The sequence below is a fragment of the Peribacillus phoenicis genome (genome assembly GCF_047238085.1).
Taxonomy (GTDB): Bacteria; Bacillota; Bacilli; order Bacillales; family DSM-1321; genus Peribacillus.
The window spans coordinates 5,399,312-5,423,728 of the sequence record NZ_JBDFMF010000001.1 but is presented as its reverse complement, the minus strand read 5'-3'; the positions used below and the strand labels follow the sequence as shown (position 1 = coordinate 5,423,728).

Genomic DNA, 24,417 nt, shown 5'->3' with positions numbered 1-24,417 from the left:
TTTATCCAAAAAGGGAATCCCCAATATAGCCACCCTTTTTCACACCTGGTAAACAAGCGAACAAAGCACTGCCCTTGTGAACGATATATTCGTTGAGCTTATCATTTTTCGCCAGTCGCTCTTGTATGGGAATGAATTGTTTACTTGGATTTCGCTGAAAACAAATGAATAGCAAGCCTGCATTGAAGCTCCCTGTTTTAGGATCCATTCCATCTGCATATGAATATGGACGCCTCAATATCTTTGCTTTTCCGTCCCCCCTGGAGAGACTCATATGCGAATCTTCCGGAATGACCCGATTTCCATTTGGATCTTTAGCTTCAAGGTCCACGGTATCGAACTCATTCTTCATTCCTAATGGAGCTCCACTGTCACGATGACGGCCAAACGTATTTTCCTGTTCTTTCAATATTGTCCGGTCCCAAACTTCAATGTACATCTGGATTCGGCGCACCACCATATAACTGCCTCCAACAAGCCAGTCAGGACCGTCCTCACCCTTCACCCAAACATGCTCATTCATTTCATTGTCATTATTCGTATCCGGATTGACAGTCCCATCCTTAAACCCGAAAAGGTTACGAGGTGTCGTTTTTTGTGAATCGGCTTGCTTAGTCCGTTGAAAACCTGTTTGTGCCCAATGAATGATCGTTTTCCCTCTTCCGATCCTCACTAAGTTCCGGACGGCATGAAAAGCCACTTGGAGATCATCTGCACATGCTTGAATACAAATATCCCCACCGCTCCATTCTTCTTCTAAAGCATCTAAAGGGAATTGAGGCAGATCCTTTAATTCTGCAGGCCTTTTCGATTTCAAACCAAACCGATCTTTGCCATCCTTCGAAAACAGGGTCGGACCCACTCCAAAAGTGATCGTTAAATTGGAGGGTGATAATTCTTTCGCTTCCCCCGTATCCTTTGGGGGCATATTCGTATTAAGTGATGCTTCACCAATCAAATTCCCCTCAGTCATCTGAGCCGCAGCCTCTGTCCAATCCTTAAATAACTGGATTAGGTCTGACCTTTTATCTGTGGTTACTTCCAATGATGCGAAGTAAAGGTTATCTTGCGCCTCAGTGGTGATACCGGCTTGATGTGCTCCATAAAAAGGAACGATATCCTTAGTTTGTCCCTTTGCCCTTTGTTCAGAAAGTGTCAGCAGCCCGCCAAATCCAGAAGCCCCTATCACGACTCCGATTCCACCAACTCCTGCCGTTTTCAACATATTTCGACGACTCACTTTTTTTGTAAATAGTCCGGTTTCATCTTTAGGCGTATGTTCTTTCAATTAAGATTCCTCCGTTACAATCCCTATTTGCGAAAGTGGTTCAGCCAATGCATCAATTGCTTGACTTAACTCCTTGACTTCAGATTTCTTTAAATCCGTATATGAGATGTAGCCATCCCCTTCTTTATGCTTTTCAAGCAAGCCGTATACATCGTCAAAACGTTGTTGGATTTCCTCAGCAAGCTTCGCGTCCTTTTCTTTCAGCGCTGGAGTAAGCAGTTCATAGATCTTTTCTGCACCTTCAACATTTGCAACGAAATCATACAGGTCGGTATGGGAGTATCGGTCTTCTTCTCCTGTCACTTTGCTCGTGGAAACTTCATTCAATAAATCCACCGCACCCGTGATCAACAAATCAGGTGTTACCTCAACCGTTTCAACTTTGGCTCGAAGCAAATTGACGTCGCTCATTAATTGTTCTGCATACTTTTCGTAGCCCTTCGTTGTATTTTCTTGCCATAGCCCCATTTCAATCCTATGGTAACCGCCCCAGTCTTCATCTTTGACATCCCCTTCACGCGCATCGATTTTGGGATCAAGATCCCCAAATACTTCAGCGATCGGTTCCGCTCTCTCATAATGCATACGGGCTGGTGCGTATAATTCCTTCGCCTTTTCAATATCACCGGCAGATACGGCCTCAGTGAATTCTTCCGTTGCGTTTACGAACTCTTCTATTTCACCGATGGCATATTCCCGGTACTCGCTAGATACATCATCAAGCTTACTCGCACTTGCTTCTTTGGCATTATCATCTGCCGGCTTGGCTTCTTCCTTTTCCTGCGCACAGCCAAATAATAGGCTGGTTGATAGTAAGACCGCTAATGACGCCTTTGCTTTTTTCATAGTGTATTCTCCCTTTGAAATGATTTGTAGATTCATATTAGCAGATAATGAAAATCATTATCAATATATATTTTACTGGAAACGTGACATTGTTCATTCTCTTTTAAAAAAATTTCACTCTATCCCTTTTACTATTGATAAGAAGTTCACAGCTGGCTAACAATAAAAAAGGCAGCCTGCATACCGGCTACCTTTCCCGCTCACTCATTAATTTGTCATTTTCTTTGTCCATAATTTTTGTGATATCCTCAACAAATTGATTGATCAATATTAGCTCTTGCTCATTATAAGATGAACATAACTCCTTGGTGGACATAGAAAGTGATTGATAATGCGATTTAATCTGTTCCTGCCTTTCGGGTATCGGTGCAATCATTACCCGTCTTCCGTCCAATTGATCTCGTTCTCTTTTAACATAACCGGATTTCTCAAGGCGATTGATCAGTGCCGTAACCGATCCCGTGCTCAATCCTGTAATTTTGGATAATTCACCGGCAGTAATCGTTCCTGTTTCATTCAATATTTCAGCACTCTTTAAGTCCGTATGGGATACCCCTATTTTTTGGGCCATATTTTGTTGAAATAATACCGATCTCATTCCATACCGCTGCAACCTGTGTGTTAAACTCTCTAACAGAGCTGCATTCACCCTATTGTTGCTTGACATAAAATGCCACCCCTTTTACACTTAAATTTATCTTGATTTTCAAGATAAATGTTTTGTTTCATCTTAACGTTTACCCTTCAACCATGTAAAGGAAATTCATGAGCTGGTTGATACGAAGGAGGAAAATAAATGAACGCTCAAAAAAAACAAAAATTCATTGTTGCCGGATTACTATTGGGTATCTTGATGTCAGCAATGGATAATACGATTGTTGCGACTGCAATGGGAACGATCGTTTCTGATTTAGGCGGATTCGATAAGTTCGTATGGGTGACATCTGCCTATATGGTCGCCACGATGGCAAGTATGCCGATATTCGGTAAGCTTTCCGATATGTATGGAAGAAAGAGGTTTTTTATTTTTGGACTTATAGTCTTTTTAATCGGCTCCGCATTATGCGGCATGGCCCAGAGCATAGTGCAGTTAAGTATCTTCCGTGCAATCCAAGGGATCGGCGGAGGCGCTTTGATGCCTATAGCCTTTACGATCATTTTTGATATTTTCCCACCTGAAAAACGGGGAAAATTAACTGGCCTTTTCGGTGCTGTGTTTGGGGCATCATGCGTATTGGGACCACTTTTAGGCGCTTATATTACTGAATACTCCAGCTGGCACTGGATTTTCTACGTCAATGTTCCGATTGGGATCATTTCTTTATTTTTCATCTGGAATTACTACAAGGAGTCACCCAACTCCCAAGAGCAAAAAATTGATTGGGGTGGCGCAGCAACACTCGTGATTGCCGTTATCAGCTTAATGTTCGCTCTCGAACTGGGCGGGGAGTATGGCTGGAGTTCTTCTCCCATCATAGGACTGTTTGCCAGTTTTGTGGTTTTCTTCGTTTCATTTTTCTTTTTCGAAAAAAGGGCAAAAGATCCAATCATTTCATTATGGCTGTTTAAAAGGCGATTATTTGCCACTTCTCAGATCTTAGCCATTCTTTATGGCGGTACATTCATTATATTAACCGTCTATATCCCGATTTTCGTGCAGGCAGTTTACGGTGGTTCCGCAACAAATGCCGGATTGATCCTAACTCCCATGATGCTTGGTTCTGTATTCGGCAGTGCAGTTGGCGGGATATTCAATACAAAGACAAGTTTTCGCAACTTAATGACGGTTTCTGTCATCTGTTATTTTGCAGGGATGCTTCTATTAGGAACCATCACCCCTGATACCAGCAGGACTTTATTAACTTTGTACATGATTTTGACTGGATTTGGCATGGGCTTTTCCTTCTCCCTTTTGCCTATAGCATCCATTCACAACTTGGAACCTAGATTCCGGGGGTCGGCCAACTCAACAAACTCATTCCTCCGTTCTTTTGGGATGACACTCGGAGTAACGATTTATGGAGCGATTCAGAACAATGTATTCACAAGTAAAATGAAGGACGCGTTTAAGGGAATGCAAGGAAGTCCGGATACAGCCGGGTTGATGGAGGACCCACGGCAGCTTTTCCAATCGGACGCACGTGCCAAGATTCCGGACTTTATCCTGGATAAAATCGTTCATGCGATGTCCGATTCGATTTCATTGATATTCACCTTGGCTCTCATTCCGATCGGTCTTGCAGCAATCACTGTATTCTTCATGGGAAAAACAAGAGTGGAAACACCTTCAAAAAAGGAATACTTACAATAAATAAAAAGCGCTGCATTTGCAGCGCTTTTTATTATTTTCATCTCCCTTCTATATAGGAAGTGAAGATTGCCGAAAGATCATACCGAGGTTACAAGTTTGAAGGACGTATGTTTTGGAGACAGTTAAATCAGAGGCACTTCTTATATTAGGGAAGATTATCCGAACTCTTAGCTAAGCTAACAGAACCTGGCCATACTCAGTGATTTGCAAAAGCATATGGAAAAGGATATGCTTTTGCAGCCATAAAACAGTAAAAAGGCAAAGCATGTCGCTTTGCCTTTTTGCCTTACAGACTTTTCACTTCCACGTTTTCCGGAAGCTTGAAAGGATTTTCGGTGTTGATCCGGTCATAAAACATCATCCCGTTTAAATGATCTAACTCATGTTGAAACACGATTGCAGCAAATCCCTTCAGCCGCATCTCTATTTCCTCACCATTACCGTCCAAAGCTTTGATTTTAACCCGTTCATAACGCGGTACATACCCTTTAATGTCACGGTCGACGGAAAGGCAGCCTTCACTTTGCGGTAAATAGATCATTGTGGCAGAATGGCTGATGATTTTCGGATTCACAAGGGCATATTCAAACAGCTTCCCTTTTTCGTCGGGAAAATACATGACGAACATGCGTTTATTCAAGCCTATCTGATTGGCAGACAACCCAACTCCTTCACGTAAGTTGTACTTCTTTTGGAGTTTTGGGTCCTGGCTGTTTTTCAGGTATTGCATCATGCATTCCAACGTTTCACGATCTTCATCCGAAATCGGCAGGCTAACTTCATCCGTTACCTGACGCAGAATGGGATCACCTTCTCTAACGATATCCTTCATCGTAATCATATAGTCTTTTATAAATTTACTCATAGAACTTCACACTCTTCTACCATTTTATTTTTTCATGACTTAGACCATTTCACTTTAGCATTTCGCATTTAAAAAGTCTAATATGCCGGTTAGATTAAATGTTTCTAAATTCCGGGCCCTTTAAACTTTTGTAATAAACATTATTTCTTGACTTTAACATTATTTACCTTTAATTTAAGGCATAAAGACCTATAGATTACATGTTTAAAAATTTTATACTGAATATATATTCTTAAAGGAGATGAAAAATTGAACTCGAACTCTAAATTAGTTTCGAAATTGCTGCCGTTCCTGACGGCTCTCATTGTGATAATTGTTGGAATCAGTTGGTATGTTGTTACTCAGTCAAAGGATATGGTCATTCCTTTTTCCTCGGTGGAAAAGACGATTAAAGCCCAAAATGGAGCCCTTGTCACCATTGAAGAAAAAAGAAATGGCACTCTTCACATCTCCACGCCCGATGGAGAATACGTTTCCAGTATTCCTCCCAACAGTCAAATGATCAATAAACTTGTCGAAACTTATAACGTTCAATATTCTTTTTCATCAACTAATAAATCAGCATTATGGATTTTAGGCGGATTAATGGCGGCTCTCGTCACAACCGCTGTCATTATACAGAAAAAATCAAAAGGCGGATTGCGGATCGGCAGTAAAAAACAAAGCCTTTCCACCCCAAAGCCCCTGCCAGAGATAACTTTGGATGATGTAGGCGGTTTGCAATCCGAAATCAAACAGGAAATCCTACAGACACTCACTACACTAAAGGAACCTGAACGTTCAGCTAAAATTGGAATTAAGCCGCCTCAAGGCATTTTATTATACGGCCCCCCTGGAACGGGGAAAACCTTGCTTGCACAGGCAATCGCAAAAGAGCTTGGTGCAAACTTCTTCTCAACGAGCGGTTCAGCCTTCAACGAAATGTTTGTTGGAGTCGGTGCAGCCCGTGTCCGCAGTCTTTTCCAAAATGCACGTAAGCAATCGCCAGCTGTCATTTTTATCGATGAAGTCGACGCGTTGGCTGGTAAAAGGAAAGCTCATGGAGGGGAAGAAGGCGAAAAAACGTTAACTGAACTGCTTGTGCAATTGGATGGAGGCCATCCAAATGAAGGGATTTTATTCATTGCAGCGACCAACCGGAAAGATATGCTCGATGAGGCATTTCTACGTCCGGGCAGGATCGATTTCTCTTTCCAAGTTCCACTTCCGGATACACAAGGAAGAAAGGAAATCATCAATATCCATACGAAGGGTAAGCGTCTGGCGACAGATGTCCTTGCTTCCCTGGATGAGTTGGCTGAAAGTACATCCGGTTTCTCCGGTGCTGACTTAAGCTCCCTGTTCGATACTGCATCACGTCATGCCCTGAGGAATGAACAGGATATGATTCGTAAACAGGATCTTGATTACGCCATTGACCGCACGATACTTGGAGCGACATCACGTACCTTGAATGATGTGGATACGAAACGGCGCGTGGCCATCCATGAAAGTGGACATGCCCTGATTGCGGCTTTGACAAAGCCCGGTTCCGTTCGAAAGGCGACCATCATTCCGCGTGGGGAAGCCCTTGGGTATGTAGCGCCAATACCTAAAGAACTCCATCTGGCAACAGCCAGTGAATTGCTTGATCAAGTCAAAATGATTTTAGCAGGCGGCGTGGCGGAAAGAATGTATTTAGGTGAACACAGCATCGGTGTAGGCGGAGATGTGCAGCAGGCGAAACATCTACTTGAACAAATGGTCGATACCGGAATGCTTCAAGATGGATTCACTCTCACCTTTAATAAAGGCGAGAAGGAGCAAAAGATGCAGGAATTATTCACGAAAGCGATTTCTGAAACGGAAATGTTGATTGACTCGAATCGCCTACAGTATGAAGAGCTTGTTGAAGAGTTATTGAAAAAAGAGACACTTGAGGGATCTGAAGTTCAGCGTATCGTTGATGCAGCAGAAATAACCAGCATATGCTCGAATGCATAACACTCTTTTCCGCTGAGACTTAAGACCTAATATATTATGTAGAGTCCTGTTTCCAATCGAACAGGCTCTTTTTTTCATATATGGTAGTGAGCCGCAAAGCCAATCTTTAATTAAAATTTTATGTAGACAGTCCCTTTACTGCTAGCAAAATGATAGGGAGGTCACTGCAAAATCACAGTGGCCTTCCTTTACCAGAAACCTAACCGAATGGGTTACTTATCCGCTTCTGACCTGCTTTACATCAAGGGATTTAGCCATATGCTGTTTCGGTATCTTGGCCTTAAAATCATCCTTTTTCAAACGCATCGCAAATAATAGGGCTATGACGAGCAAAGCCACAGAACCGAGGAGAGCAAATTGATAGGATGTTAAATTAACATGCTGCTCCCCATTCGTTCCTATCGAGCTAGTGCCCACCTCCCCCAGAATGCTGGCTAGGATGGCTACACCAATGGCAGAGCCAATCCGGTTTTGGACATTGAACAATGTGGCTGCCATTCCCATCGAAGCAGAGTTGATATTGGTGAAAGTGGAAAACTGTACGGCCACAACAGTATGTCCCAAACATATACCGACGCTAAATAATAAGGCACGAAGGAACCAGGGGTTGGCTGTCGGCCCGACAATGCTAATCAATGTATAAATGATAATTGTACCAAGCAGCCCTATCCGGATCACCTGATGTATGCCCAATTTCTTCGTAGTCCAAGGCATCATCCGGGATGCCACCATCAAACCTATAGCTTCCGGGAAAGTGGTCAGCCCGCTTTCTAAAGCTGAAGCATGAAGCGAACTTTGATACATTAACGGGAACACGAAGAGCATCCCCAATAAGCCCGCCATTGAAAATAATGAAATGATGCCCAATGTCCGAAACAATCGATCGGATAATAAACGCAAATCAAGCATCGGTTCGTTCACACGCAGCTCCAATAGAATAAATGAGCAAACAAGAATTGAACCGATACAACCTGTATACATAATCACTGGGGAGTCCCATCCTTTAGATGGTCCTAAGCTCATTGCATACATCAGCATGGAAAAGCCTGCAGCTGACATTAAGAATCCTGGGAGGTCTAACCTGCCAGCAGTAGGCTCTTTATGTTCTTTTAAAAACCATACACCGAATAACAGGACCATAATTCCGAAAGGCACATTTATATAAAATGCCCAACGCCAAGACAGCTGCTCCGCAAGGAATCCGCCAACGATCGGACCAACAGCTGGTGCGAATGCAATGGGGAGCACAAGGGAACGGGAAACCTTTGGTCGTTCTTCAGCAGAGAACGTTCTAAATAATATGGCCATTCCAACTGGTGTCAGGATCCCACCTCCTGCCCCCTGCAAAACCCTGAACAAGTTCAAGGTTTGAAGATTATTAGCGAATCCGCATAAAAAGGAGGCTGCCGTAAAGACACCCAATGCCATCAAGAAGATTTTCTTGGTTCCAAAACGATCTCCAAGCCAACCAGCTACCGGAAGGAATACAGCCAGGCTTACTAAATATCCAACATTAATGCCACCGGCTGAAGAGGGATCAAGGTTGAATTCATTACTGATCGTGGGCAGGATCACATTGACAATCGTCCCGTCCATCGAAACCATGAACATCGCTATGACATAAACGATGCTCACTACTAATTTAGGGTCCATTTGTATCCTTGTTTTCATTTTGTTCCATCAATGCTAGCAACTAGTTTTTTGTATTTCCAGCAGTCCTCTCGATATATCAATGACCAGCCTTCTGGAATAACCAAAAAGGCGGGCCAAAGGGAATGCCGACCTTCTTCATTTATAAATCCATTGTAGATGCCAGTTTCATTCACGAAAAGGTTGGTCATCAGTTATTGTCCTCCTTAATAATTTTTTCAAATTCTAGATAGTGGATGTTTGTTAGCAATCTCCTGGCCAATTTCAGCACGCTGCACTTTCAAACTAATAATGATAATCATTATCAAATGGAATCTGCAGGTAATGATATATACTTATAACTTAATGGTCAAGTGCCCTCCACGTATTTACTGAGAAAGACCTATTTCTTACCAGAAACATTTCTCTTCAAAGCAAAACGTAAGGCCCTGTTAATCAAAGGCGGCAAAACGGAAAGATGCCCTTCCCCTTCAAACTCCTTGAATTGAACGTTCACTCCACTATCAATCATGGATAAACGTTTTGATAATTCTAATGCATTTTCATTCATGCCACTTTTATGGGTGCCCTCCAGCTCCCCCACGCCAAGCAATAAGGAAATATCACCATTTCCTTGATTTAATCGGGAAAGAAACCTATCCTCCTCCTCGCGGAACCACTTTTTGTTCCAATGGAGAGATGGGCTCCCAGCTATGTATGTTTGGAAAGCATACGGATTTTCAAAAAGAACATATAAAGCGAAAAGACCGCCAAGGGAATGCCCGAAAAGCGTTTGGCTATTGTAATCGACCTTATACCTTTTACCGATTTCCGGTTTTAAATCGTCTTCTATGAATTTCAGAAAGTTTTCCGCCCCTCCATGTGAAGGCCATGGACTTCCGTCCGGTCTTACAGGTAACTCGCTAACCTCAACGGGCAGAGTGAAATCATAATAACGTTCAGAAGAAAATGGTTCATTGGTGGCATATCCAATACCTACAATGATAACCGGTACCACTCCTGACTTTTCCGGCCGGCGTGATTGCAATCGTTCCGCCTCGACCATCGTTCCAAATACAGAATTGGCATCCAGCAAATAAATGACCGGATATCCCGTAGGTGGCGGCTCTTCCAAAGGCTTTGATACAAAGATTTGGTATTCACGTTCCCCGGTACTCGAATGCATGAGAAAGTGTTGAGTTCCTTTGATCGTAACCTCTGTACTGGCAACAGTTTTGTCCATTACGCTTTTGTCCATTTTTTTATGCATCATCTAAATGAATTCCCCCAACCTCTAATACTCGTAATCTTATTCATTGTTTACTTCTCAAATAATTTAAGCTCTTTTAATATCAAAAGAATATAATTGAGAAAGATTACCTTGATATCGATAATGATAATCTTTCTCAATGGATATATCAACCATACATCAATAATTTCCCCCTATCATTTTACAGAAAAGAGCTTTCCCTCCCCTTTCTGCCCTGATTTCCAAAGCATTTTTGGATGAATGTTAGTTCACCAAAAATACAACTTTGGAAAATTATTCTTGAACTAATAGGAAATTAATTATATATTTAATAGCATGTTAAATTGATAATGATAATCGTTATCAAATGACATGTAGAAAAGCATATCTTTTTTGGTGGCTATGCTATTTGGTGAAGGAAGTGAAAAAGCATTTAAAACAAATAAAGATTTGTCTGTGGAGACCATGAAGCAGCGATAAATTTATATACTATATATCCAAAAGGGGAATCGACTAATGAAAAAGCAATTATTCGTACTTGGAATGGCAACAGTATTCAGTTTAGGACTTGGCGCTTGCGGCAATGCCGAAAAGACTTCAAGCGATGCTTCAGAAAAAAGCAAAGTGACGGATTCGGCTAAAAAAGAAACAAAGACCCAAACCGTCATATATCTGGATAAGGAGTATACAATCCCAGCTAAAGTTACCAGTATCGCCACTGCTAGTTTGGAATCAATGGAGGATGCAGCCATATTGGGGATTAAGCCTTCGGGTGTTGTTACTGTAGGTGGGGAAATACCAGAATATTTAGCTAAAGACCTCGAAGGTGCTAAGTCAATCGGTGAAAAAATGCAGCCGAACTATGAAACTCTTCTTGGGATGAAACCTGATGTCATCATGTGGTCTTCTAAATCTCCAGCTAATGTGACGGAAAAGTTGGAAAAAGTGGCGCCAACATTCCCTTATTCACATATTTCGACCAATTGGGAAGACAACCTGCGGTTAATGGCCAGCCTTACAGGTAAAAAAGATGAAGCCGAAAAAATCATCACAACCTATAATGATGACGCCGCAAAAGCAAAACTGGAACTCGGTGAAAAGCTGAAGGATAAAAAGGTATTAGTGGTGAGAATCCGGAACGGCAGCCTATTCCTATATCCTGAGGATGTATATTTCAACCCAGTAATTTATAAAGATCTAGGCTTGACCGTCCCTGAAGAAATCAAGCCAATTAAAGCACAAGAAATGATTTCATTAGAAAAATTTGCAGAACTTGACCCAGATTATGTCTTCTTGCAGTTCTCGGAAAGTGAAAATGCACAAAAACCGGAAGCGTTAAAAGATTTGGAAAACAACTCCATTTGGAAGAGCATCACGGCAGTAAAAGACAATAAAGTGTTTGTAAACTCGGTTGATCCTCTAGCTCAAGGTGGAACGGCTTGGAGTAAAACAGCTTTCCTGAAGGCTGCAACGGAAGAATTAGCTAAATAAACAGTAAGGTGCGTTGATTGATATGGCAAAAACAAATTCATTACCAATAATAATTCTTTGTATGGCACCTTTATTGATTTGCTTCTCCATCGTATTATCGATTTTATATGGTGCCAAAAATATAGATTCCATAACGGTATGGAATGCCATTTTCCACTATGACTCTAGTAACGTTGACCATACGATCATTATGGCTTCTCGCTTGCCTAGAGTTTTGGGTGCCCTTCTCGTCGGGGCATTTTTAGCCATATCAGGAGCACTCATGCAGGGGATGACAAGAAATTATCTTGCATCCCCTTCAATCATGGGAGTGACGGATGGCTCTGCGTTCGTGATTACACTTTGTATGGTATTTGCTCCAGGTATGTCTTCATTCCAAATGATCCTCTTTTCAATGTTAGGTTCTGCATTGGGAGCCGGAATTGTCTTTGGTTTTGGGTCGCTGCTTCCTAATGGATTATCGCCCGTTCGATTAGCCATAATCGGAACTGTGATCGGGACATTTTTAAGCAGTATTTCTGCTGCCATAGCATCCTATTTCCAAATTTCCCAGAATGTAAGTTTTTGGTACAACTCAAGGTTGCACCAAATCGATCCCAATTTACTAAAATTGGTGATACCGTGTGGAATGGTGGGAATCATCCTCGCCCTATTCATCGCAAAATCCATTACGATATTATCTTTAGGCGAAGAAATTTCCATCAATTTAGGTCAGCGCACAAAAATAGTAAAAGCTGTGGCCCTCCTTTCCGTCATTTGCTTAACGGGAATCGCAGTGGCGCTTGTAGGGAAAATCGGTTTTGTTGGACTTATCATCCCCCACATCACCCGGTTTTTAATTGGGATCGATTATAAATGGATCGTTCCATCTGCAGGGGTAATCGGTGCGGTTTTTCTAGCTTTGTGCGATGTCTTGAGCCGGTTTGTTAATTATCCATTCGAAACCCCCATAGGAGTCGTTACTTCCCTGATCGGCATTCCTTTCTTCCTGTACTTAATAAGAACGAGAGGAGGAGAAAAGAATGGATAAGAATACTCGGTGGCGCTTCACCATCACGATGACCATCATTTTATGTTTAATCGTTATTACAAGTTATTTTAGTTTGATATCCGGTACATTCGACATGACCGTCAAAGCTGTCCTTCAGACCTTATTCAGGGTGAATCCAGTTTCCGATTTTGATTTGGTCATCTTCGATTTCAGGCTCCCCCGCATTGTGATCGCCGGTTTGGTGGGAGTGAGCTTAGGAATTGCTGGGACTGTCACTCAAGGGGTTACGAAAAATGGCTTGGCCGATTCCGGTATTCTCGGTATTAATGCCGGTGCTGGGACAGCCATTGTCATTTTCATGTTTTTCTATCAAGGTCAAAACAGCGGCTCGGACTGGTTCTCCATTATGAGTTTTCCGCTATTCGGTTTGGTGGGCGGGCTTTTGGCAGCCCTATTGATTTTCCTTTTCTCTTGGAAGAACGGCACCCTGGACATGGGCCGCCTTTTACTGACCGGAATCGCCATAGGCTCAGCATTTGGTGCCCTTTCCTTATATTTATCATTAAAAATGAAATCAACCGATTTTGAAATGGCAACGGTTTGGCTCTCAGGAACGATATATGATGCGAACTGGAAATACATCGCATCCATGTTACCATGGATGATGGTCCTGATTCCGATTATTAAGAAAAAGGCGTATTTACTGGATTTGTATCAGTTGGAAGAATCGAGTGTTAAAAGTTTGGGGGTTTCTGTAGAAAAGGAAACGATCATCCTTTTACTCTGCAGCATCGGATTGGTGGGCGCCTCCGTTTCCGTATCAGGAAATATCGGATTCGTAGGTTTAATGGCTCCCCACATAGCGAAGCACCTTGTAGGTATCCATCACAATCAGGTCATCCCAGTATCGGGAGCAATTGGTGCACTGCTGGTGATTGCATCCGATTTTATCGCAAAAACCGTTTTTGCACCCGCTGAATTGCCAGTCGGGATCGTCATCTCAATTATTGGTGTCCCATATTTTCTTTATTTACTAATTAAAGCTAAAGCGTAGAAGGAGAGATGATCAGTGAGTATTCTCCGTATGGAAAATCTAGAAACGAATTACGAGAAATTCACGGTGTTCAAAGACTTGAACTTGGAAATAAAAGAAGGCCTGGTCACTACCATCATTGGTCCTAATGGCTGTGGTAAATCCACATTACTGAAAACGATAGGCCGCATTCTAAAACAAAAGAGCGGAAGCGTTTTTTTACAAGGTCAGGATTTACATAAGATCCATACGAAGCAAATTGCCAAGCACTTGGCACTACTTCCCCAAAACCCGGTTGCACCAGCCCAATTGAAGGTAGAGGAGCTTATTTCATATGGAAGGTATCCGCACCGCAATAATGTAAATAAATTAACGAAAGAAGATAAAGAAACGATTGAATGGGCCATGGATATCACCAAAACCCTTTCATTTAGAAACCGGGAGATCACAAATCTTTCCGGTGGTCAAAGACAAAAAGTTTGGCTAGCAATGGCTTTAGCACAGAAAACGGAGATTTTATTATTGGATGAGCCGACCACCTACCTTGATATGGCTCATCAACTAGAGGTTTTGCAAATAGTTGATAAACTTAATAAAGAACAAAAAATAACGACTGTCATGGTGCTGCATGATATTAACCATGCGTCCCGGTTTTCACATGAAATCATAACGATGAAGGAAGGAGAAATCGTTAAAATCGGTACCCCCAGCGAAATCATTACACCTGCCGTTTTAGAAGAAGTCTTTCGTATTCATGCAAGGGTTATGATAGATCCTGCCAATGGGGCACCCGTTTGTTTTGGTTATGACAATTTATCACAGCAAGAAGTATATAAAGAAGCCGTTTTATCCAAATAAAGATGCAGCATAAAAAAGGGATGTCGACATTGTCGACATCCCTTTTTTGACACGTTTTATAGTTTTTCCAACTGGATGATATCTGGTGTATTTTGTTTCTGGATCCCTGACTTTTGCAATTTCACTGCCGTTCCTTCAGGTAAGTTAGTGAATATAATAGGAGTGACCGTTGATGGGGCATTCCGTTTTATGAAATCTAAATCAATTTCCAAAAGAGGTGTTCCTTTTGTTATTCTTTGACCTTCTTGCACAAGAGATGTAAACCCTTCTCCATTTAATTTAACTGTATCTAAACCAACATGGATCAGAATTTCCAGACCATTATCCATTTTCAATCCCAGTGCATGATTTGTCGGGAAGATACTTAGCACTTCCCCATCGATTGGAGATACTAGTTTTCCGTTGACTGGCTCGATAGCAAAGCCATCCCCCATCATTTTCATGGCAAACACTTGATCGGGAACTTGTTCTATCGGTAAAACGGTTCCTTCAATTGGAAGGACAAAGTCATTTGCACCCAAAGCTTGGTTTTCCTCTACTATATCCTCTGCCACTTGTGCAGATGGAGCTGCTTTCACTTGGCTTGGGTCGACGCCATTCTTGACAAGTTGTTTCATTGCATTTGCAACGAATTCAACATTCGTTCCAACAATGACCTGCACACTCGATTTATTCAACTTCATGACACCGCGCGCACCATGCCGTTTTAAGGCTGCTTCATTCACATTACCTGAATCGGCCACTTGTAAACGCAAGCGTGTTGCACAGTTATCAATTAGCTTTATATTCTCTTTACCGCCAAGATCTTGAATGAAAAGCGATCCCATATCGGTATATTTATCCCCTGTTTTCACAATAGTTTCTTCTTCCACTTCTTCCTCATCGTCTTCACGGCCAGGTGTTTTTAAATCCATGATCTTGATGACAAAATAGAAAATCACGAAGTAAACTGCCGCGTATACCAATCCAATCGGTATTAACCATAGCGGTTTTTGCGCAATACCAAAGTTCAAGAAATAATCAATCGCTCCTGCGGAGAATCCAAAACCATGATGGATATCCAATATAACAGCAAGTGCCAGCGAGACCCCTGTTAAAAGGGCATGTATTACATATAGCACCGGTGCGATGAACATGAACAGAAATTCAATCGGTTCAGTGATTCCTGTAAGGAAAGAAGTGAAAGCTAACCCAACAAGCATCCCCGTCACCAATTTACGTTTCTCTTTCTTAGCAGCTGCTATCATCGCTAATGCCGCAGCTGGAAGACCGAACATCATGATCGGGAAAAAGCCGGTCATGAAGGGCCCAGCAGTCGGGTCCCCTGCGAAGAAACGATTTATATCACCTGTCGCTCCATTGTACTCACCAAAGACGAACCAAACCATACTATTCAAGACATGATGCAGTCCTACTGGAAGCAATAAGCGATTCAATACGCCGAATACGCCGGCACCCAATGCCCCTGCACCTGTAATCCAGTCTCCAACACTATTGATTACGTCTTGAATCGGCGGCCAAACAAAACCGAATATTGCCGCAAGTATAATCATCGCAAGCGAAGTGATGATCGGGACGAATCGTTTCCCTGAAAAGAATCCAAGCCATTCAGGGAGTCTTATGTCGGAGTATCTATTATATAGAAGAGCGGCAACTATACCGGATATAATACCGCCTAAAACAGCCATGTTGATATCTTTATTAATCGCTTGTGTACCATTCGTTAAAACAAAGTAACCAACAAGACCTGCCAATGCCGCTGCACCGCTTCCATCTTTGGATAATCCAATCGCTATACCTAAAGCGAACAATATGGCAAGATTATCAAAAATAGCTTGTCCCGAGGCAGCCATAAAAGGAATATTAAGTAAATCCGGTTGCCCTAAACGAAGCAATAAAGCCGCTGCTGGCAAAACAGCAATCGGTAACATTAAAGCCTTACCTATCTTTTGTAAAAAATTTAACATCGAACTCATCTCCCTTGTTCCTAACTTCTTTTGATTCAGCAGAACGAAAAGACGTATAAAGCGTTTTCATTTTATCAATATAATAACTTTTCTTTGGCTTATACTAGCACAGAAAATATATAGATGTCTATACCAATTCACTTAAAAATATACTATATTCTTCGAAAATAAAGCGAAAAATGCTTTTTTATTCCTGATACACCCTAACTGGTCTAGACAACTTTTAATAAAAACGATAAAATGAGGGCAAAATATATGAGACTCATTCATTAAGTTTTACTTTCATAAAGGAGATTATGTATGAAAACATTCATTATTAATAATCTAATAGTTCATAGCGAAAAGGAAACATACAAAAATGGGTATATTAAAGTCGTGGATGGAAAAATTGCCGAAGTTGGTCCAGTCAGCCAATACAAACAGGACGATGATGCCAAGGTAATTACTCTTTCACCGGATTATCAGGTAATTCCCGGTGCAATCGACATCCACATTCACGGAGCATCCAATTCTGATGCAATGGATGCCACACATGAAGCATTATCCACAATGGCAGAGACTCTTCCCAAAGAAGGAACCACCAGCTTTCTGGCCACTACAATGACTCAATCTACCGAAGCCATTGAATCAGCACTTCTTAATGCTGGTAAATATATCGAAAATCAATCTCAAGAACACGCTGAAATAATTGGAATCCATTTAGAAGGTCCTTTCATTTCACCGGTCCGTAAAGGAGCACAGCCTGAAGAGCATATCGTTGACCCTGATGTCACTCTATTTAAAATGTGGCAGAAAATGTCAGAAAATCAAATCAGGCTTGTAACGCTTGCTCCTGAACAACCAAACGGATTAGATCTTGCCGCTCACTTAAAGGCAACTGGCGTCGTCGCTTCCATTGGACATTCAGATGCAACATATGACCAAATCGATGAAGCAATCCAAGCAGGGACTACCCACGTTACACATCTTTATAATGGGATGCGGGGACTCCATCACCGTGAACCTGGTGTTTTGGGAGCTGCTTATCTTCGAGACGAGCTATATGTTGAACTTATCGCTGACGGCATTCACTGCAGGCCGGAAATGATCAAACTGGCATATAACCAAATTACCAGCGAACGCATGATCTTGATAACGGACTCACTTCGTGCCAAATGGCTTGAAAAGGGAACCTATGATTTAGGTGGTCAGCCTGTTAATGTTGACGAAACGAGAGCAACGCTTTCAGATGGTACACTAGCCGGCAGTATCTTGAAAATGAACGATGCCATCAAGAACACAATGGAATATACCGATTGTTCCATGACTGACATAATAAAAATGACGGCGGAAAACCCTGCCAAACAGCTTCGGATTTTTGACAGAAAAGGAAGCATCCAGGTCGGCAAAGACGCCGATCTTGTAATATTGAATGACCGCTTGGACGTTGAAATGACGTTCTGCAGAGGAAATTTAGCTTTTAAAAAGGAGAATGTATAATGAATATCATACAAGTGCAGGACTACATGGAAATGAGCCGGACAGCCGCAGAAATAGTGATCGGAAAAGTGAAAGGAAATCCAAATATCAAATTGGGCCTTGCAACAGGCGGTACCCCTAAAGGAATGTACGATAATTTGATTGAAGATCACGTGCGTAATCATACTTCTTACGAAAATGTAACGTCTTTTAATCTTGACGAGTATATCGGCTTAAAACCAAATGATCCAAACAGCTACCATTATTATATGGATGACTCCTTATTCAATCACATCAATATAAATAAAGAGAGCACTCACCTGCCAAACGGCACAGCAGATGACACCAACGGAGAATGTAAACGATATGATGAAATGATTGATTCCGCGGGAGGGATTGATCTTCAGATACTTGGCATTGGGCAAAATGGCCATATTGGTTTTAATGAACCCGGAACTTCCTTCACATCCGGTACACATGTCGTGACACTCGAAGAATCCACGCGTCAAGCGAATGCACGTTATTTCGATTCCATAGACGAAGTTCCTACACATGCCGTTACGATGGGCATTTCAACAATCATGAAAAGCAAAGAAATTCTGTTGCTGATATCTGGTGAAGAAAAAGCCGAAACACTGAAGAAATTGATACACGGTGACATTTCAGAGGAATTCCCTGCTTCTATCCTAAAAAAACATAATAATGTTACAATTATCGCAGACCAAAAAGCATTATCCGGTGTGATAATACCCTAAAGGAGCGAAAGTCGATGATTGATAAAAACTCACCTCTTCCGATTTATTTTCAAATCGAAGAACAAATAAAAAAACAAATAGAAAACGGTGAGTTCCAAGCGCACGATGCCCTTCCATCTGAACGTGAATATGCCGAGCAATTCGGAATTAGCCGGATGACAGTCCGGCAAGCCATAAATAATTTGGTGAATGACGGATACTTATACCGTCAAAAAGGAAGGGGAACCTTTGTCGCCGATAAGAAGTTGGAGCAGCAGCTCAATGGGTTGACCAGTTTTACCGAGGACATGAAAGCCAGGGGATTGAATCCAAGCAGTAAGCTGCTGAGCTTTGAAATCATTCCGGCTGATAAGAAGATTGCCAGTGAATTGCACATTTCCCTTTATGCTCCCGTTTATGAAATAAAACGCATTCGGTTGGCTGATGATGTTCCAATGGCGCTCGAGACCGTGTACATGTCTGCCAATTTAATTAAAGGATTAACGGAAGAAATCATTAACCTTTCTCTTTACCAATATGTGGAGAACTACGTTAAACTTAAAATAGACTATGCTACACAAACGTTGGAATCATCGATTGCTTCTGAATTAGAAGTCACCCATTTAGCGATTCCAAAGCACTCACCCATATTATTCATTCAAAGGCATACGTTCCTAATAGATGGAACTCCCCTTGAATATGTTAAATCGGCTTATCGTGCGGACAGGTACAAGTTCAGTATCAATATAAGCAGATAAAATTGAATATTTTCAACCGGAGGGTGTCACATATATGAACTCATACTTTGAAGAAGTACAGGCTTTACTCACAATTGTGGAAGAACAGGAAAAGCAATCAATTAAGGAATCTGTGGAACATATCACAAAAGCAGTGATGTCAGATGGAATCATCCATCTATTCGGAAGCGGACACTCTCATATTTTGACCGAAGAGGTATTCTACCGGGCAGGTGGGTTAGCCGCAATTCGTCCTATTTTCGTTGAAGATTTGATGCTTTTTAAGGGTGCATCAAGATCATCCCAACTTGAACGGCAAAATGACCTATCAGAAAAATTCATGCATGCTGAGGATATCCGTCCTGGTGATGTCTGTATCGTCATTTCATCATCCGGCGTAAATCCCGTTCCCATAGATGTCGCCACTATCGCCAAAGAAAAAGGGGCCTTCGTCATTGGACTAACATCACCGGAATATGCAAAAAGTTGTTCTTCACGGCATAAACAGAAGCATTATCTCCACGATGTCGTTGATTTGGTCATAGACAATCATATTGCCAAAGGTGACACATTACTGAAATCAAATAATATACCTTTTGGTTCTGGATCGACTGTGGTCGGGGCCGTTCTCCTCAATATGATTTTCACGCAAGTCATCCAAACGATTATTGAATCAGGAGAGACCCCTCCCGTATTCCTAAGCAGTAATATCGAAGGGGCAGATGAACACAATCAAAAGATCATCGCGAAATATAAAACAAGAATCCCCCAATTATGAATCGATTTAGCCAAAAAGGAATACATAATTAAAGAAGGCATCCATTCGGATGCCTTCTTACTGCAGACAAACTCGAGGAAAAGCGAGTTTGTCTGCAGTTTTTTTATTTGAATATGTTTAGTTGATTTCAGCCGGAGCCCAGTTATTCGTCATCGGAGCTTTTTTTCGACCGTTCACGGTTTTATTCGACCTGCCCCGCATTTTATTCGACCGTTCACGGTTTTATTCGACCTGCCACGCACTTTATTCGACCGTTCACGATTTTATTCGACCTGCCACGCACTTTATTCGACCGTTCACGATTTTATTCGACCTACCACGCACTTTATTCGACCGTTCACGGTTTTATTCGACCTGCCACGCACTTTATTCGACCGTTCACGGTTTTATTCGACCTACCACGCACTTTATTCGGTCTAGGGAGGTTCCATCCATACAAGAACCCCCATTCAGTCGAAAAACTGAAGGCATCCATACGGATGCCTTCTTTAATCTAAGTTTATTCCTTATTTTTCAAAAACGGCCACCAATTCGCGTTTCCGAACGTCGCAACCATAACTGGGATAAACAATGGCAATATGACAAACGCATATAAAGCAAGCCCCACCAATATTAAAGTGGCTATCTCCAAGAGCGATAAAACTCCTGCTGGCATCATGGCAGCAAAGGTTCCGCCCAGAATGACAGCCGCCGAGATGATCACCGTTCCCATTTTTCTCATGGACAGTAACATCGCTTCCTTGACCGGTTTATCTTTCCATTCGTTAAAGCGATCCATCAAGAAAATGCTATAGTCAATGCCAAGAGCAATCAAGATGACGAAAGCAAAGAAAGGAACTGCCCAGCCGATGCCGGCGTAACCGAGAATATTAACAAAAATCAACTCGGAAATGGCTGCCGCTGTATAATAAGTCAAAACGAGCGACACAATCAAATAGACCGGCATGACCAGGGATCGCAGCATGAAAAAGAGAATGATTGCGATACCCGACAGCATCAAAACAACCGTCCGTGAGAAATCCTCCCCAGACATCATGCCCAAGTCATGATGTGTACTTGTGATTCCCCCTATCGCCACTTGCGCATTTTCTAGCTTTGTATCTTTCGTTACTCTTTCAACGGTTGCCTCAATCGAATCGATTTGCTCGATCGCTTCATTGGAATATGGATTCGCCTTGAACACCACATCCATGGTCATGGTTTTACCGTCTTCAGATAAATACGCATTCAATGCTTCCCCGAATTCTTCGCTTTCGACTACTTCTTTGGAAATGTACATGCCTGTTACCGTTTTATCAGTTTTTGCCAGCCCTGATAAATAACCCTGTGCGGACGATAGTCCATCATGGACTTCATTCAGACCATTCGCACTTTCATTTAAGCCATCCGTCAAATCAGTAAGTTGCCCGCCGAGGCTTGAAAAACCATTTAGGAGTTCTTGCTGCCCATTACTTAAGCTGGTAAGCCCTCCTTTAAATCCTGACAGATTATTTATGACTTCCCCCTGACCATTGGCCATCGTGCTTAGACCTTTTTGTAAAGTGTCAACACCTGAAATCAATTGGTTCAGGCCCTCTCCGAGAGATGTTTGACCATTTACGATTTGGGCCATATTTTCGTTCGCCGTATTCAAACCGCCGGACACTGAACCAAGATTCCTATTGAGCTCGGAAAGGCCTGCTGCCATGGGCTCCAAGCCACCCTGTGCCCCTTGCACTGTTTGCTTGATCGTTTGATAGGACTGATCCGCCTGTAATTCTGGATGAGTGGCTTCCATTTGCTCAAAGGAAGGATTTAAACCGGCAAGGCTTTTTGATACGCCCGTAAGATTAGTTTGAATCTCTTTGTATCCACCTGTGAGCTCACTTAACCCATCAGCTGATTGTTTATAGCCTTCGAGGAGCTGTCCGCTTCCGGTGGCGAGCTTCTCCAAGTTTGCCTTGACCTCATTCAGTCCGTTTTTTATATCCCCAGTACCTGAAGAACCATCGCGAATGCCTGCTTCAATGCTTGTTAACGCCTTCTCCACCTGGCCTACGCCGCTCTTTAATTCATTGGTCCCGGTAATGAGACCACCTATTCCGTCCGTCGCTTGCTTCAACCGCGGTCCTGAATCTGAAAGCTCACTGCCTGCCGTTTTTAATCCATCACTGATTTGTTTAATGCCTTCATTTCCTTCCCCGATTCCCTTTTCCAAAGTTTCGGCCTGGTTCGCTACAAATAAGTCCTTAATCGGTTCACCTGTCGGGCGGGTCATGGATCGAACTACATCGACTTCATCCACCTTGACGACTTCCTGGCTGATTTTTTCAGCAAGCGCGACGTATTCTTCCGAATCCATGCGTTCGTCATTCTTTATGACAATCTGTGTTGGCATGGATTGTCCCGGTCCGAATTCATCGGAAATGATATTAAATGCCATGATGGAAGGAACATCATCACCCGCTTCTTCAAGGGAGTTATATGAAATCTTCCCATCATACATAAACAAAAATGGAACACAGACGATTGCAACGATCATCAACGCCAACAATGGGCGGTTCATGGAGAAGTTACCGAGAATTCCCCATAGTTTACTTTCACTATGCGCAAGTTTCCCTTTTGCCGGCCAGAATAGCTTTTTGCCAAGAACCGCCATGAAAAATGGAACGATCGTATAAAGGGCGATCATTAAAATGAAAACCCCTATGGCAACGGCCGCCGCAGATTGATAGAGCTTAAAAGTTGAAAAACCGATTGCCGCAAAGCCAATCATTACAGTCAGCCCACTGAAGAAGACCGTCTTACCCGCAGTTCGGTATGTCTCGACGATCGCTTCAGGCAAGGACTCCTGTGACGATAGCTCTTCCTTGAAACGGCTAAGCAGCAGGATGCAATAATCAGTCCCGATTCCAAATAAAATACCTACCAGGAATATTTGGGTGTAAGACGAAATCGGAAAGTCCCATTTATCCACCAGGAATGAGACGATGGATTGTGAACATAAATAAGTGAAACCTACCGTTACCAACGGAATGATCGGTGCCACCACTGAACGGAAGACTATCAGCAATACAGCCAGAATGAAGACAACCGTGATGCCTTCAGTTTTCTTCAGCCCTTCTTGGGAATTGGCATTAAGATCTTCATCGATCATCCAGCTGCTTGTGTAATAATGCTCGACATCCACTTGCTCCAGTTCTTTATAAAGGGCATCTATCACTTCCTTAGCTTCTCGGTCCCCCTTGACCATCGTGATGGATGTCAAAACCGTTGTTTCATTCTTCGAGACCAACTGACCTTTTAGCGAGGGCTCTTTAAAATGGGTCATGACCTCTTTGATGCCAAGCTCTGCTTTATTCTTTTCAAGGTTTTGGATCGCTATCTCAATCTCTTTCAATTCCGAGGAAGACAGCTTCTTATCACCATGAAATACGAGGGCCACTTGTGACTCATCCTTATCTTGGATCTCTTTCATTAGCTCATTGGCCATCCCAGAGGAGTACTCTGCCGGTACATCCAGCTGTCCCTTATTCCGGACAAGGTCCGCCATATTCGGTGCAGCAAACAATAAACCTGCCGTAATTGCAACCCAAGCGATAATGACCAGCCATCTTCCCTTTATGATCCCCCTCATTATATTCCCTCCCATTCCTCATTCTTCATTTGAATGAAAATTTGTGAAAGCTTCTCATATGTATCAAGGAATCCTACGATCTCTTCATAATCGAATTTCGTCATGATGCTCTCTACCAACTTATGAATCTTATTTTCCGTTTCCTGTAACAATGCTTCCCCCACTTTTGAAAGCTTCAAGTGAAAGACCCTTCGGTCAACCAGGTCCTGTTCCCGTTCTATCAATCCTTTGCCTTCCAGCCTATTGATGTTGGATGTGACGGCACTCTTATTAATATAAAAGGCATCACTGATTTCCGTCGATGTACACAACCGCTGTTGTTGAATGAACCGTAAAGTATAGTATTGTTCGTTCGTCAGCACATCACAAATCTGATCTTTTATTAGAAGCTCCCCCATCTTATTGACATTGAAAGACACCTTCATATATCGATCAATCAATCCAGTAACTTTTTCATTAGTCATCGTTGCACCTCCCAAAAAGTAGTTCAGCCATTTAACTATATGTAGATTACTATTGTTTTATTTATTATGTCAATCCCATGACAGTTTATTATTTCCAGTTTAACTTATGGTAAATAAGG

General features: G+C 42.2%; 20 protein-coding genes. 10 read left to right on the top strand and 10 right to left on the bottom strand.

The genetic code is table 11. The features are described 5' to 3' along the window. Window position 1 precedes the first annotated feature (1 nt). From efeB to ABC374_RS26865, 3 genes are all read right to left on the bottom strand, one after another. Entirely contained in the window at window positions 2-1,288 is a 1,287-nt protein-coding gene (gene efeB / locus ABC374_RS26875) for an iron uptake transporter deferrochelatase/peroxidase subunit (protein WP_413020195.1), read from the bottom strand. Next, complete coding sequence (gene efeO / locus ABC374_RS26870) at window positions 1,289-2,134, bottom strand: iron uptake system protein EfeO (RefSeq protein ID WP_101225708.1); 846 nt, start codon at window positions 2,132-2,134, stop codon at window positions 1,289-1,291. A gap of 187 nt (window positions 2,135-2,321) precedes the next feature. Then, the gene (locus tag ABC374_RS26865) at window positions 2,322-2,801 is read right to left on the bottom strand and encodes a MarR family winged helix-turn-helix transcriptional regulator (RefSeq protein WP_413020194.1); all 480 of its coding nucleotides are present in this window, start codon (window positions 2,799-2,801) and stop codon (window positions 2,322-2,324) included. 129 nt (window positions 2,802-2,930) lie between these two features. On the opposite strand from ABC374_RS26865, the gene ABC374_RS26860 reads away from it, so the two are divergent. After that, a complete protein-coding gene (locus ABC374_RS26860; protein WP_413020193.1) occupies window positions 2,931-4,445 on the top strand; it encodes an MDR family MFS transporter in 1,515 nt (504 codons plus the stop codon). A gap of 286 nt (window positions 4,446-4,731) precedes the next feature. Here ABC374_RS26860 and def read toward each other — a convergent pair whose 3' ends face one another. Further along, complete coding sequence (def, locus tag ABC374_RS26855) at window positions 4,732-5,310, bottom strand: peptide deformylase (protein ID WP_101225705.1); 579 nt, start codon at window positions 5,308-5,310, stop codon at window positions 4,732-4,734. Between the two features lie 249 nt (window positions 5,311-5,559). Between def and ABC374_RS26850 the strand changes: the two genes are divergently transcribed. Further along, window positions 5,560-7,293: an AAA family ATPase gene (locus ABC374_RS26850; protein ID WP_413020192.1), complete on the top strand. Its 1,734-nt coding sequence runs from the start codon at window positions 5,560-5,562 to the stop codon at window positions 7,291-7,293. Between the two features lie 216 nt (window positions 7,294-7,509). Here the strand turns inward: ABC374_RS26850 and ABC374_RS26845 are convergent, their stop codons facing one another. The 3 genes from ABC374_RS26845 to ABC374_RS26835 all read right to left on the bottom strand — a co-directional run bounded on the left by ABC374_RS26845 (window position 7,510) and on the right by ABC374_RS26835 (window position 10,195). After that, window positions 7,510-8,964 (bottom strand): MDR family MFS transporter, encoded by a 1,455-nt coding sequence (locus ABC374_RS26845; RefSeq protein WP_413020191.1) that lies wholly within the window; start codon window positions 8,962-8,964, stop codon window positions 7,510-7,512. Further along, complete coding sequence (locus ABC374_RS26840) at window positions 8,961-9,134, bottom strand: MbtH family NRPS accessory protein (RefSeq protein WP_413020189.1); 174 nt, start codon at window positions 9,132-9,134, stop codon at window positions 8,961-8,963. Before ABC374_RS26840 ends, ABC374_RS26845 begins: the two co-directional genes overlap by 4 nt. A gap of 191 nt (window positions 9,135-9,325) precedes the next feature. Further along, window positions 9,326-10,195: an alpha/beta hydrolase gene (locus tag ABC374_RS26835; protein WP_413020188.1), complete on the bottom strand. Its 870-nt coding sequence runs from the start codon at window positions 10,193-10,195 to the stop codon at window positions 9,326-9,328. A gap of 492 nt (window positions 10,196-10,687) precedes the next feature. On the opposite strand from ABC374_RS26835, the gene ABC374_RS26830 reads away from it, so the two are divergent. From ABC374_RS26830 to ABC374_RS26815, 4 genes are read left to right on the top strand one after another with little or no spacing between them, the layout of a single operon-like run. Beyond that, the gene (locus ABC374_RS26830; protein WP_413020187.1) at window positions 10,688-11,662 is read left to right on the top strand and encodes an iron-hydroxamate ABC transporter substrate-binding protein; all 975 of its coding nucleotides are present in this window, start codon (window positions 10,688-10,690) and stop codon (window positions 11,660-11,662) included. Window positions 11,663-11,684: 22 nt separating this feature from the next. After that, window positions 11,685-12,692, top strand: a complete 1,008-nt coding sequence (locus ABC374_RS26825; protein ID WP_413020186.1) for a FecCD family ABC transporter permease — start codon at window positions 11,685-11,687, stop codon at window positions 12,690-12,692. Next, window positions 12,685-13,707, top strand: coding sequence for a FecCD family ABC transporter permease (locus tag ABC374_RS26820; protein ID WP_413020185.1), 1,023 nt, complete (start codon window positions 12,685-12,687; stop codon window positions 13,705-13,707). Before ABC374_RS26825 ends, ABC374_RS26820 begins: the two co-directional genes overlap by 8 nt. A gap of 15 nt (window positions 13,708-13,722) precedes the next feature. Continuing rightward, window positions 13,723-14,544, top strand: coding sequence for an ABC transporter ATP-binding protein (locus tag ABC374_RS26815; RefSeq protein WP_413020183.1), 822 nt, complete (start codon window positions 13,723-13,725; stop codon window positions 14,542-14,544). 56 nt (window positions 14,545-14,600) lie between these two features. Here ABC374_RS26815 and nagE read toward each other — a convergent pair whose 3' ends face one another. Then, window positions 14,601-16,511: an N-acetylglucosamine-specific PTS transporter subunit IIBC gene (gene nagE / locus ABC374_RS26810; protein ID WP_413020182.1), complete on the bottom strand. Its 1,911-nt coding sequence runs from the start codon at window positions 16,509-16,511 to the stop codon at window positions 14,601-14,603. Window positions 16,512-16,811: 300 nt separating this feature from the next. On the opposite strand from nagE, the gene nagA reads away from it, so the two are divergent. From nagA to ABC374_RS26790, 4 genes are read left to right on the top strand one after another with little or no spacing between them, the layout of a single operon-like run. Next, a complete protein-coding gene (gene nagA / locus ABC374_RS26805) occupies window positions 16,812-17,990 on the top strand; it encodes an N-acetylglucosamine-6-phosphate deacetylase (RefSeq protein WP_413020181.1) in 1,179 nt (392 codons plus the stop codon). Next, on the top strand, window positions 17,990-18,724 hold the full coding sequence (gene nagB / locus ABC374_RS26800) for a glucosamine-6-phosphate deaminase (protein WP_413020180.1): 735 nt from the start codon (window positions 17,990-17,992) through the stop codon (window positions 18,722-18,724). The genes nagA and nagB overlap by 1 nt, the downstream gene beginning before the upstream one ends. A gap of 14 nt (window positions 18,725-18,738) precedes the next feature. Then, window positions 18,739-19,461 carry a GntR family transcriptional regulator gene (locus ABC374_RS26795; RefSeq protein ID WP_350300917.1) on the top strand — a complete coding sequence of 241 codons (723 nt, stop codon included), beginning with the start codon at window positions 18,739-18,741 and terminating at the stop codon, window positions 19,459-19,461. 34 nt (window positions 19,462-19,495) lie between these two features. Next, the gene (locus ABC374_RS26790; protein ID WP_413020179.1) at window positions 19,496-20,218 is read left to right on the top strand and encodes an SIS domain-containing protein; all 723 of its coding nucleotides are present in this window, start codon (window positions 19,496-19,498) and stop codon (window positions 20,216-20,218) included. A gap of 499 nt (window positions 20,219-20,717) precedes the next feature. Here the strand turns inward: ABC374_RS26790 and ABC374_RS26785 are convergent, their stop codons facing one another. Both ABC374_RS26785 and ABC374_RS26780 read right to left on the bottom strand, forming a co-directional pair. Next, window positions 20,718-23,834 (bottom strand): MMPL family transporter, encoded by a 3,117-nt coding sequence (locus tag ABC374_RS26785; RefSeq protein ID WP_413020178.1) that lies wholly within the window; start codon window positions 23,832-23,834, stop codon window positions 20,718-20,720. Further along, window positions 23,834-24,298, bottom strand: coding sequence for a MarR family winged helix-turn-helix transcriptional regulator (locus tag ABC374_RS26780; RefSeq protein ID WP_350300914.1), 465 nt, complete (start codon window positions 24,296-24,298; stop codon window positions 23,834-23,836). Before ABC374_RS26780 ends, ABC374_RS26785 begins: the two co-directional genes overlap by 1 nt. Window positions 24,299-24,417: the final 119 nt, after the last annotated feature.